The 12,063-nt window shown below is 37.3% G+C and carries 11 protein-coding genes and 1 tRNA gene; 11 read left to right on the top strand and 1 reads right to left on the bottom strand.

All coding sequences use genetic code 11. From position 1 onward, the window contains the following. Positions 1–271 precede the first annotated feature (271 nt). The 4 genes from AB3M96_RS14840 to AB3M96_RS14825 all read left to right on the top strand — a co-directional run bounded on the left by AB3M96_RS14840 (position 272) and on the right by AB3M96_RS14825 (position 3,865). A tRNA-Arg gene (locus AB3M96_RS14840) sits at positions 272–343 on the top strand. 182 nt (positions 344–525) lie between these two features. Beyond that, positions 526–1,182, top strand: coding sequence for a hypothetical protein (locus tag AB3M96_RS14835; protein WP_412968407.1), 657 nt, complete (start codon positions 526–528; stop codon positions 1,180–1,182). Positions 1,183–1,221: 39 nt separating this feature from the next. Next, the gene (locus tag AB3M96_RS14830) at positions 1,222–3,249 is read left to right on the top strand and encodes a sensor histidine kinase (RefSeq protein ID WP_412968406.1); all 2,028 of its coding nucleotides are present in this window, start codon (positions 1,222–1,224) and stop codon (positions 3,247–3,249) included. After that, positions 3,221–3,865 carry a response regulator transcription factor gene (locus AB3M96_RS14825; RefSeq protein WP_412968405.1) on the top strand — a complete coding sequence of 215 codons (645 nt, stop codon included), beginning with the start codon at positions 3,221–3,223 and terminating at the stop codon, positions 3,863–3,865. The genes AB3M96_RS14830 and AB3M96_RS14825 overlap by 29 nt, the downstream gene beginning before the upstream one ends. 59 nt (positions 3,866–3,924) lie before the next feature. Here AB3M96_RS14825 and AB3M96_RS14820 read toward each other — a convergent pair whose 3' ends face one another. Then, a complete protein-coding gene (locus AB3M96_RS14820) occupies positions 3,925–4,113 on the bottom strand; it encodes a hypothetical protein (protein ID WP_412968404.1) in 189 nt (62 codons plus the stop codon). 186 nt (positions 4,114–4,299) lie between these two features. On the opposite strand from AB3M96_RS14820, the gene rpoN reads away from it, so the two are divergent. The 7 genes from rpoN to gpmI all read left to right on the top strand — a co-directional run bounded on the left by rpoN (position 4,300) and on the right by gpmI (position 12,019). Next, a complete protein-coding gene (gene rpoN, locus AB3M96_RS14815; protein WP_412968403.1) occupies positions 4,300–5,613 on the top strand; it encodes an RNA polymerase factor sigma-54 in 1,314 nt (437 codons plus the stop codon). A gap of 21 nt (positions 5,614–5,634) precedes the next feature. Further along, positions 5,635–5,877, top strand: a complete 243-nt coding sequence (locus tag AB3M96_RS14810; protein WP_412968498.1) for a glutaredoxin family protein — start codon at positions 5,635–5,637, stop codon at positions 5,875–5,877. Positions 5,878–6,075: 198 nt separating this feature from the next. Beyond that, positions 6,076–7,095 (top strand): sugar-binding transcriptional regulator, encoded by a 1,020-nt coding sequence (locus tag AB3M96_RS14805; RefSeq protein WP_412968402.1) that lies wholly within the window; start codon positions 6,076–6,078, stop codon positions 7,093–7,095. 43 nt (positions 7,096–7,138) lie between these two features. Then, positions 7,139–8,146, top strand: a complete 1,008-nt coding sequence (gene gap / locus AB3M96_RS14800) for a type I glyceraldehyde-3-phosphate dehydrogenase (RefSeq protein ID WP_412968401.1) — start codon at positions 7,139–7,141, stop codon at positions 8,144–8,146. Between the two features lie 292 nt (positions 8,147–8,438). Continuing rightward, a complete protein-coding gene (locus AB3M96_RS14795) occupies positions 8,439–9,623 on the top strand; it encodes a phosphoglycerate kinase (protein WP_412968400.1) in 1,185 nt (394 codons plus the stop codon). A 100-nt stretch (positions 9,624–9,723) separates the two neighbouring features. After that, positions 9,724–10,491: a triose-phosphate isomerase gene (gene tpiA / locus AB3M96_RS14790; RefSeq protein WP_412968399.1), complete on the top strand. Its 768-nt coding sequence runs from the start codon at positions 9,724–9,726 to the stop codon at positions 10,489–10,491. Then, on the top strand, positions 10,484–12,019 hold the full coding sequence (gene gpmI, locus AB3M96_RS14785) for a 2,3-bisphosphoglycerate-independent phosphoglycerate mutase (protein ID WP_412968398.1): 1,536 nt from the start codon (positions 10,484–10,486) through the stop codon (positions 12,017–12,019). The genes tpiA and gpmI overlap by 8 nt, the downstream gene beginning before the upstream one ends. Positions 12,020–12,063: the final 44 nt, after the last annotated feature.

The raw sequence follows: 12,063 nt of genomic DNA, 5'->3' as shown, positions 1-12,063 counted from the left end.
GCAATGGAGTGAATTCTCGAATATAATTGTGAGTGCAGTTTGTAGTATTAAATTAGTATATATGTATGCAAAAATTATAAAGTTATATATGTCCAGCTTCTGCGCCTAGCCCCTCGAGGTCGCTTCACCCCTCCTGCGGCGGCAATAGCCTCCTCGTCGGGGTTCCAGCGCTTGTCGGACTTGCACAGGATGTGCTGACATCGACGTTGCCACAGGACGTGGCGGACTTTAGTCGATGTTCCTCTTAAAAAAGCATACGCATTTCAATTTTGCCCTCGTAGTGTAGTGGATAGCACAAGAGATTCCGGTTCTCTTATCGTGGGTTCGAATCCTGCCGAGGGCGTATACAAAAAGACCCGTTTCTTTATATAGAAACGGGTCTTTTCTATTATGTTTTAAAGTAATATGTACTATAAAGATTTTAGGAGTAAAGATAGGACTTTTTGTAGGAGTTACTCCCATGACTTATAAAAGTGCGCTCAAATACAATGAGTATGAAATAACTCATTAAGGGAGCGATGACAAATGGAAAAAGATTCTTCGAAAAATTTTATTATCTTCATCGGTGGGGTGAGCTTTTTAATATCTGCAATTTTGCAGATTGTTACTTTGTTTGGTCCACCATTAGCGGGAGACATTGCATTTCTTGACTGGGTAAATGATCGACCTGGATATACACTGTTTTTCACATTTTCTGTACTAGGGTTTGCTATTGCTAATATACCTGCTTTGATTGGTATTACTCATAAAGTTCATGGAAGAGGAAAGGTGGTAACTTATCTAGGTGCCCTTACCGCATTAGTTGGAAACTTCTTCTTTGTAATTTTAGTAACAGAGGCACTTATCCAAAGAGGTATGGCAACATTAGAACGGGAACCGATGGTATCACTTCTTCAATGGATTTTTGAAACACCGGTTTACTTCATTCCACATCTCTTATTCTTTCTGTTATCCTACGTGGGCATGCTTATTATTACAATTGGCTTAGTTAGAGCGAAAATTGCTTCAAAATGGTTTGTTTTATTTGGCGTATTGCAGTTAATTACAGGGTTTATAGAACTTGGACCTATACAACCATTTATAAGTTCTTTAATAACCTTATGTTTATATGGCGGCATAGGGATGATTTTACTTGGTAGACAAAAAAAGGTAATAGCTACTACTGAAATCGAAAACTTCTAAAATTAGATAGACAAATAACAAGAAATGGAGGGCTGTTGTATGACAAAACGCTGGGTACTTATACGGGCCTTTTCGATTAGTATGGTAGTTATTACAACAGTCCTTTTTATTTTAAACATACCTGTACTATTTGGGGAACTTCAACGGGTTTGTGATACATGCTCATTACCCCCTGAAATCCAAAAAGAATTAAAAACGGTTGGACTAAACACGAGCCGGTATGCCTTTTATCTATTATTTACTTCGCTTCTATTTACATTGTGTAATGTTATCCTTGGTATACTAATTTTGGTAAAGCGTCCAAAAGACTCGATGGCATTCCTTGTTGCTATAACATTAATGTTATTTGGATTAACTTTGACTATAGCAGACCCCTTTTACAACGAATTTCCAAAGCTTGAAGGGATTGCTAGAGTGATAGGATTTTTTTCAATAACGTTACTTGGTTTGGTTATTTGCTATTTTCCAGATCATCGATCTTCACGACGTTTAAGTCACTTCTTAGCACTTTCTTATATAATAGTAGAAGTTTTTATTCTTTTTTCTCCTGTTTTACCCTCTGTTTTAGAAGGGTTTTTACTCGTTCTTGAATGGAGTATTTTACTTTTAATGGGATATTATCAGATACAACGTTATAGAAAGCAATTCACCTCATTACAACGGCAACAAACTAAATTTCCTGTTTTTGCTTTTAGTATATCTATTATACTGGTTATCTTATCAGTTCAAATTCCTGCCTCTACTATTTGGGGAAACCTTTTGGGTCAGACACTTTATTTGGTTGCCTTATCCTTGATACCGTTATCTTTTTCATTAGCGATAATTAGGTATCGACTATGGTCAATTGACCCTTTGATTAACCGAACGCTTCGATATGGAATATTATCGGGAATGTTATTAGCGATATATACGGGTATTGTATATGCATTACGATTAACCTTTCTTGATGACAAAACAGCTTTGGTATCTTTAATTGGTACTGTAGGGGTAGCGATTGTAGTTCAACCATTGCATAATAGACTTCAACTTATCGTGAATAAACTAATGTATGGAGATAGGCAGGATCCATATGCAGCAATTGTTAGATTGGGAGAAAGGCTTGATGTTACCACTTCACCTAATCGTATATTAGAGGCGATTGTTATTTCATTCCGGGATGCTTTAAGGTTACCTTATGCAGCGCTAGTCTGGCCAAATGGTACCGTTGCAGCATCAAGTGGTGCACCTGGAAACGACCCAGAACGTATTGATGTATATTATCAAGGAGAAAAAGTTGCGGAGCTCGTTGTCGAGCATCGAGATAAAGATGATGTGTGGTCTAATGAAGACAGACAAGTAATTAACAATCTGGTGCGTCAAACTGGCTCAGTAATACATACATTAGGAATAACAAAAGAACTTCAACTATCTCGCCAACGCATAGTAACGACACGTGAAGATGAACGAAGAAGGTTAAGGCGAGAACTTCATGATGGATTGGGTCCTGAGATTGCTGCGTTTTCATTTAAGATTGCAGCTGCTCGGCAGTCACTTAATGAACCAGCAAAATCTGATGAAATTTTAAGTGAGCTTCAAATTGATATACGAAACGCAGTAGATTTAATAAGGAAATTAGCATACAATCTTCGTCCTCCATCTTTAGACGAATATGGGTTAGGTGGAGCGATTAGTGAACTTGTTCAAAATCAACTTGATAATAATATCACAATAAAATTAGAACTTCCTGAATCTTTTCCAGTCCTTGGTGCAGCTGTTGAAGTTGCAGTTTATAGAATTGTTCAAGAAGGTTTAGTAAATATCAAAAAGCATTCTCGGGCAACAAGTGTAAGTGTCAAAATAGTTATAGGTGAAGGAACACTATCGATATTAATACGAGATAACGGGATTGGCTTGCCGAAAAGAAAACGTTCTGGTGTTGGAATCATTACAATGCGTGAGAGTGCAGAAGAGTTAGGTGGAACATTTTTTATTGAAAATATAGAGTCTGGTGGAACTGCCATTAAAGGCAGCATACCGTTTCTGGATGGAGGTAATGATAATGTCAATCTTTCGAGTACTATTAGCTGATGATCATCCCACTTTTCGAACTGGTCTTGCTTCTCTGGTGAATAATGACAAAACATTTGAGGTTGTGGGTGAAGCTGGTAGTGGAGATGAAGTTATTTCTATAGCAAAAACACTCCAACCAGATGTCGTTATCATGGATATCCAGATGCCGGGAATTAACGGAATTGAAGCTACAAGACAAATTACTACTTTATTTCCAAATGTGAGGATTCTTGTAATGACGATGTTTGAGGATGATCAAACAGTCGCGGCTGCAATGAGAGCCGGAGCGAGGGGATATGTTTTAAAAGGCGCACTCCCTAATGAGATTATTCGTGCCATTCAAGCAGTGGCAGCAGGAGAAGCCATTTTTAGTGAGAGGATAGCAAAGAAATTTATTAATTATTTTGAACAGTTTAGACTTGGTTTACAGGCTGGAGAGCTTTCCGAACTAACTGTAAGAGAACGGGAGATTTTAAATCTAATTGCAAGAGGTTATAAAAATGCGGAAATTGCCAATTTATTAGTTCTTAGTCCAAGCACAGTTCGTAATCATATTACAAGTATTTTAAGTAAACTCCAGGTTGCTGATCGAGCAGAGGCTATCAAAAAGGCAAAGGATGCAGGAATGGGATAAAGGTACAGAGTATATTCTGTACCTTTATATAGTACATGAGTCCGTAGTTAATTTTTATTTCAATTATCTTTATACCCCACAGTCCCATCATACTCCACTTCTTCGACAGGATTAACAGCCCACATTGTTTGAATCGGCTCAAACTCCTCACCAAACTCTTCCTTATAACGCCCTTTTTCATTTTGTTCTTTTGCTTCTTGAAGAGTTCCCGTCACTGGACCAGTATACATGATTTCATCCTTTTTCATTTTGTTCACCTCTTATAGGTAGATTCTTTCAAAAAAAGTGATGAAATACGTGCTAATTTTTAACTTTTATGATTATGTATATAAAAAATATATTGGCGCTAAATTTTTAAAAAAGAAAACGCTTCCAATATTTGACCTTACAATGACTACAGAGGTGTTGTAAAATAAAAGAAAGGGGGGAAACGAATGAATTTGAATACTGGGTTGTTTCAGCAGCAGTCTTTGAAGTTAGTTATGACGAAGGAATTAAGCCAAGCAATTGCATTATTGCAATATTCATCGTTGGACCTTACGAAATTTCTAGAAGAACAAATGGTAGAGAATCCCCTCATCGAATTAAAAACAACTGACTACATTTCTCGATCAAAAAAACCAAAGGTATCTAATGAAACATATATAAATCCAATCGATTACTTAGATAAAAAAGAAACATCATTGTATGAGCATTTACTTAAACAACTTTCATATGTGAAGTTAACGAATGAAGAAAAAATAATAGCTGAGTATATTATTCACTCACTTGATAGTAACGGATATTTGTATTTTTCTTCGGATGAAATAGCAAGTGAATTATCAGTTGAACCTGAAAAGGTTGAGGAGTTAGTTACATTTATTCAAAAATTAGAGCCTGTTGGTATCTGTGCTAGAAATCTTCAGGAATGCCTTTTACTTCAATTACAAGCACTACCAGAACGAAATGAACTAGCAGAAATTATTATACGCGAACATTTTGCATTATTTGCTGAAAAGGCTTGGAAAGAGATTACTAAACTCATAGATGTTAAATTATACGATATTCAGCAAGTATATGATTTTATCCAAACCTTACAACCAAGGCCAGGTGCCGTATTTCAAAGTAATGAACTTCAATATATCATTCCTGATATTGAAATACAGGTAAATAATCAGATTGTGTCGATAAAATTACAGGATTCTTATTACCCAAAGGTATCAATGAATCTACAATATTATCAACACTTTTTACAGGAAAAAGATACGAAAACAAAGACGTATCTTCAAGAAAAGGTTGATCAATGTCAATGGATTATAAAAAGCCTTGAACAACGAAAAACGACTCTTCAAAATGTAATGAACGAAATTGTAAACCGTCAGCTCGACTTTTTTATTAAAGGACCCGATTATCTAAAGCCTCTAGTTATGAGTGAAATTGCAGAGGCACTGGAAATACATGAGTCAACAGTTAGTAGAGCAGTTAAAGACAAGTATGTTCAAACACCTTATGGTGTCTTTGAAATGAAGTATTTCTTTAGTAGAATGATTCCGACAACCGGTGACTCGGATACCTCAGCAACCCAAGTTAAAAATGTATTGAAGAAACTTATTGAGGGAGAAAATAAACAAAAACCTCTGTCAGATCAAGATATTGTTACGATACTTAAGACTGAACATGGTATATTAGTTTCTAGACGAACGATTGCAAAATATCGTGATCAACTTAAAATACCGTCTTCATCTAAACGCAAGAGGTATGGGATATAGGAAGTGTGAATGGTGGAAAAGATTAAGGTTATTATGTATTCAAAAGAAAATTGTTCACTATGTACAAAAGCAATGAATGTTTTACGTGAAATTAATGAAGAGTTTCCGTTAGATATCGAAGAAGTAGACATTTATAAGGATGATTTACTTTTAGAGAAGTATCAAATTATGATTCCAGTCATTGAAATAGCTGGTAAAGAAGTTGAATACGGTATCATCCATAAGGAAACAATTACAGATTTTCTAAAAAACGTAAGTTCTTAGTCTAATTTATGAACAACTCTTTGAACTGCCTAAAAAATAGGCAGTTTATTTATTGCTTTATCCAAGATCAACTGTTAAAATGAATTTGTAGCGTGGCGAGTACTTATATTAAAAGTTTGTTTTTTTTTACTGTAAGTGGGACACAATAAGTCACACCGGGACATTTGAAGTCCCTTATGGTAAAAAGGGGAAATGCGCATGAGGTCGATCATAGAAGTACAACAAAAATTATTACCCGACCTTCTTGAGGTTATGCAGAAACGTCATGAGATTTTAAAGTACATACGACTCATGGAACCAATTGGTCGAAGAAGTCTCTCTACTAGTCTTGGTCACAGTGAGCGTGTACTAAGAGCAGAGGTCCAATTCTTAAAAGAACAAAAACTCGTGGATTTTAGCACATCTGGCATGACCTTAACAAAAGAGGGAAAGAAATTATTAGTTGAACTCGAAGAAATTATGAAAGAAGTTTTAGGTTTACGAGTGTTAGAAACAAAGCTTAAGGAAAAATTAAACGTAAAAGGCGTTATTGTCGTACCAGGAGACAGTGATGTTTTTCCTTGGGTGAAAAAAGAAATCGGAAGAGCTTGTGTTTCACGTATAAAACAAAGGCTTTCTGGTGAAAATATCGTCGCAGTTACTGGTGGTACAACACTCGCTGATGTTGCTGATATGATGACCCCTGACTCAAAAGGTCGTAGTATTCTGTTTGTCCCTGCTAGAGGCGGACTAGGAGAAAGAGTGGAAAACCAAGCGAATACCATTTGTGCAAAAATGGCTGAAAAAGCTTCTGGAGATTACCGTCTTCTTCATGTTCCGGATGTAGTTAGTAATGAAGCGTACAAATCCTTTGTATTGGAACCTTCAATAAAGGAAGTACTTAACTTAATTAAGTCTTCAAGTATGGTTATACATGGAATAGGAGACGCTATTACAATGGCAGAGCGACGCAAAACCGATGACGAAGATTTGAAAAAAATAGTCTCATCAAATGCAGTTGCAGAAGCCTTTGGTTATTACTTTGACGAAAACGGAAATGTGGTTCATAAGGTACAAACAATTGGGATTCAATTAACGGATCTTAAAGGAATTCGCGACGTAATCGCAGTAGCGGGAGGAGCATCTAAAGCAAAAGCAATCCACGCATACTTAAAACAAGCACCTGACACATTATTAATAACAGATGAAGGTGCGGCAAAAGAGTTAATTAAGGGGTAATACCCCTACAATATGGTTTCACATATAAAAGGAGGAAATTATAATGGCAGTAAAAGTTGGTATTAATGGTTTTGGTCGTATCGGTCGTAACGTTCTTCGTGCGGCATTAAAAAATCCTAATATTGAGGTAGTAGCAGTTAACGATTTAACTGATGCAGACATGCTAGCTCACCTTTTAAAGTATGACTCAGTACATGGAATTCTTGACGCAGAGGTTTCTGTAAATGGAAGCAATCTAGTTGTTAACGGCAAGGAAATTCAAGTAAAAGCTGAGCGCGATCCAGCACAACTTGGTTGGGGAGACCTTGGAGTAGATGTAGTAGTTGAATCTACTGGTCGTTTCACTAAGCGTGCAGACGCAGCGAAACACTTAGAAGCTGGTGCAAAGAAAGTAATTATCTCAGCTCCTGCATCTGATGAAGACATCACTATCGTTATGGGTGTAAACCATGACAAATATGATGCAGTAAACCACAATGTAATTTCAAATGCATCTTGTACTACAAACTGCTTAGCTCCATTTGCAAAAGTATTACATGAGAACTTTGGAATTAGACGTGGTATGATGACAACTGTTCACTCATACACAAATGACCAACAAATTCTAGATTTACCACATAAAGACTATCGTCGTGCTCGTGCAGCTGCTGAAAATATTATCCCAACAACTACTGGTGCTGCAAAGGCAGTTTCTCTAGTATTACCTGAATTAAAAGGTAAATTAAATGGTGGAGCTATGCGTGTTCCTACACCAAACGTTTCTCTAGTTGACTTAGTAGTTGAATTAGATAAAGAAACTACAGTTGAAGAAATCAATGCAGCATTACGCACTGCTTCTGAAAATGACTTAAAAGGTATTATGGGTTACAGTGAAGAGCCACTAGTATCAGGTGACTATAACGGAAATCCAAACTCTTCAACTATTGATGCATTATCAACAATGGTTATGGAAGGCAATATGGCGAAAGTTATCTCTTGGTATGACAACGAAAGTGGTTACTCTCACCGCGTAGTTGACCTAGTTGAATACATTGCAAGCAAAGGTCTATAAAATAAAATAGTATATCACAATCATAAAATAGTAAAACACATTTAAGTTGGTTTACTAAGTATTTCCAATTATCCCGGTGCAACCGTCCGTAATACTCCCTCTTAAAACATGGAGTGAATCGAGATGTTTAGATGGGCGATAACGGACGCTAACACCCCGATTGGTTCAACTAACAATCATTGGGGATGAAAAAAACCCCAATGATTGAAGTTTCACCTTATAATAGGGAAGGGAGTGTTCCCTTCCCTTTATACTTTTTTCTGGAATCATACATAAGAACGGAGGCCTTTCGATGAACAAAAAATCTGTAAGAGATATTGATGTTAAAGGCAAGCGAGTTTTCTGTAGAGTTGATTTTAATGTTCCGATGAAGGATGGTCAGGTAACTGACGACACACGTATTCGTGCAGCATTACCAACAATTGAGTATCTTCGTAATGAAGGCGCAAAGGTCATCTTAGCTAGCCACTTAGGACGTCCAAAAGGGCAAGCAGTTGAAGAACTTCGTTTAAATCCGGTTGCAAAACGTTTAGGTGAACACTTAGGTATTGAGGTTCATAAAACGGACGAAGCATTTGGTTCTGAAGTTGAACAAGTAATCGAGCAAATGTCAGCAGGAGACGTTCTTTTACTAGAAAATGTACGTTTCTATCCTGGAGAAGAGAAAAATGATGCAGAGCTTGCGAAGAAATTTGCAGCTTTAGCAGACGTATATGTTAACGATGCATTCGGAGCAGCACACCGTGCACATGCTTCAACAGCAGGAATCGCAGAGCACCTACCAGCGGTTGCAGGATTCTTAATGGAGAAAGAAATTGAGGTTTTAGGAAAAGCTCTTTCTAATCCAGACCGTCCGTTCACAGCAATTATTGGTGGAGCAAAGGTAAAAGACAAGATTGGTGTTATTGATAATCTATTAGAAAAAGTAGATAACCTTATCATCGGTGGTGGCCTGGCTTATACATTCGTAAAAGCACAAGGTCACGAGGTTGGGAAATCACTTTTAGAAGAAGATAAAATTGATCTTGCTACATCATTCATGAACAAGGCTAAAGAAAAAGGCGTTAACTTCTATATGCCAGTTGATGTAATTGTTGCAGATGACTTCTCTAATGATGCAAATACAAAGGTTGTACCAATTGAAGAAATTCCAAGTGATTGGGAAGCGTTAGATATCGGACCAAAAACAACTGAATTGTACCGTGATGTTATCTCAAACTCTAAACTTGTCATCTGGAATGGACCAATGGGTGTATTTGAACTTGAAACATTCGCTAACGGTACAAAAGGTGTAGCACAAGCTTTAGCAGATGCAACTGATACTTATTCTGTAATTGGTGGCGGAGATTCTGCAGCAGCTGTTGAAAAGTTTGGACTTGCAGACAAAATGAGTCATATCTCTACAGGTGGCGGAGCTTCTCTTGAATTCATGGAAGGCAAAGAATTACCTGGAGTAGTGTTACTAAACGATAAATAATAAGATTGAGGGGACTTGTTTGGTAATCTACCAACAAGTTCCCTAACAAACATAAATGACTTCTAGCTGAGTCAAAAAAGTAGTAAGGATGGTGTGTAACATGAGAAAACCAATTATTGCAGGGAACTGGAAAATGAACAAGGTTCTTTCAGAAGCAGTACAATTCGTAGAAGAAGTAAATGGATTAATTCCATCACCAGACAAAATTGATTCTGTAGTATGTGCGCCTGCATTATTTTTAGAACGTCTTGTTTCAAATGTAAAAGAAGGTAACTATGATCTTAAAATTGGTGCGCAAAATATGCACTTTGAAGAGAGTGGAGCCTTCACTGGTGAAGTTAGCCCTGTTGCACTAAAAGACATAGGTGTAGACTATGTTATTTTAGGTCATTCAGAGCGTCGTGAAATGTTCGCTGAAACTGATGAAACGGTAAATCAAAAGACATTAGCAGCATTTGCACATGGACTTGTACCAATTGTATGTTGTGGTGAAACATTAGAACAACGTGAAGCAGGGCAAACAAATGACTTAGTAGGTACTCAAATTCAAAAAGCATTAGTAGGTTTAACTGAAGATCAAGTGAAGCAAACAGTTATTGCTTACGAGCCAATTTGGGCAATCGGAACTGGTAAGTCTTCTTCAGCTCAAGATGCAAATGAAGTTTGTGCTCATATCCGTAAAGTGGTTGCTGATCAATTTTCATCAGAGGTTGCAGAAGCAGTTCGTATCCAATATGGTGGTAGCGTCAAGCCTGAAAATATTCAAGAATACATGGCTCAACCTGATATCGATGGAGCATTAGTAGGTGGAGCAAGTTTAGATCCTTCTTCTTTCCTAAAGCTTTTGGAGGCAGGAAGTAATGAGTAAAAAGCCTGTTGCATTAATTATTTTAGATGGTTTTGGTTTGCGAAATGAGGAAAAAGGGAATGCCGTAACTCAAGCAAACAAACCGAACTTTGATCGTTTTTGGAACCATTATCCACATGCAACATTACAAGCTAGTGGTGAAGCAGTAGGTTTACCAGAAGGACAAATGGGAAACTCAGAAGTTGGGCATCTTAACATAGGTGCTGGCCGTATTGTTTACCAAAGCTTAACAAGAGTGAACGTGGCAATCCGTGAAGGTGAGTTTGAAAGGAACGAAACGTTTATTGAGGCAATTAAGCATGTGAAAGAAAAAGGTACTGCTCTTCATTTGTTCGGACTGTTATCAGACGGTGGTGTGCACAGTCACATTCAACACCTATATGCATTACTTAAGTTAGCTGCTGCCGAAGGTCTTAAGAAAGTCTATATTCACGGCTTCTTAGATGGAAGAGATGTTGGTCCGCAAACAGCAAAGGGTTATATTGAAGAATTAAATGCCAAGATGACTGAATTAGGTGTGGGAGAAATCGCAACCATTTCAGGGCGCTACTATTCCATGGATCGTGATAAGCGTTGGGAACGTGTTGAAAAATCGTATCGTTCAATGGTATATGGCGAAGGTCCTACATATAAGACAGCACTTGAATGCGTTGAGGATTCTTATCAAAATGGCATCCATGACGAATTCGTACTGCCTTCTGTAATTGTAAAAGAAGACGGCTCACCGGTAGCTACAATTCAGAATGATGATGCAGTTATCTTTTATAATTTTAGACCAGACCGTGCGATTCAGATTTCAAATACATTTACAAATGATGATTTCCGATCATTTGACCGTGGTGAAAAACATCCTAAGAATTTATTCTTTGTCTGCTTAACCCATTTTAGTGAGAGTGTAGATGGATATGTTGCCTTTAAACCAACAAATCTAGATAACACACTTGGTGAAGTATTATCCCAAAATGGATTAAAGCAATTACGTATTGCAGAAACAGAAAAATATCCACATGTTACTTTCTTTATGAGTGGTGGTCGCGAGCAGGAGTTCCCTGGTGAAGAACGTATCTTAATTAACTCACCAAAGGTTGCTACTTACGACCTACAGCCAGAAATGAGTGCATACGAAGTAAGAGATGCATTATTAGCTGAAATTGCAGCAGATAAACATGATGCAATTATCTTAAACTTTGCTAACCCGGATATGGTTGGACATTCAGGAATGCTTGAGCCAACGATTAAAGCAATCGAGACGGTTGACGAGTGTCTTGGAGAAATTGTTGATGCCATCCTAGCAAAAGGTGGATCTGCAATTATCACTGCTGACCATGGTAATGCTGATGAAGTAATTACTTTGGAAGGCAATCCAATGACAGCTCATACAACAAACCCGGTACCTGTCATTGTTACAAAAGAAGGTGTTGAACTTCGTGAGGACGGTATTTTAGGAGATTTGGCTCCAACAATGCTAGATCTTCTTGGAGTAGAAAAATCAGCAGAAATGACTGGAACTACTTTACTTAAAAAATAACTAATTTTCCAATAATAGGTTAAAATACACCTGTATATTAAGGA

This window comes from Ferdinandcohnia jepli (assembly GCF_047246645.1).
Taxonomy (GTDB): domain Bacteria; phylum Bacillota; class Bacilli; order Bacillales; family Bacillaceae_L; genus Ferdinandcohnia.
The sequence above is the reverse complement of the archived record's forward strand: the minus strand, read 5'-3'. Positions and strand labels throughout refer to the sequence as shown.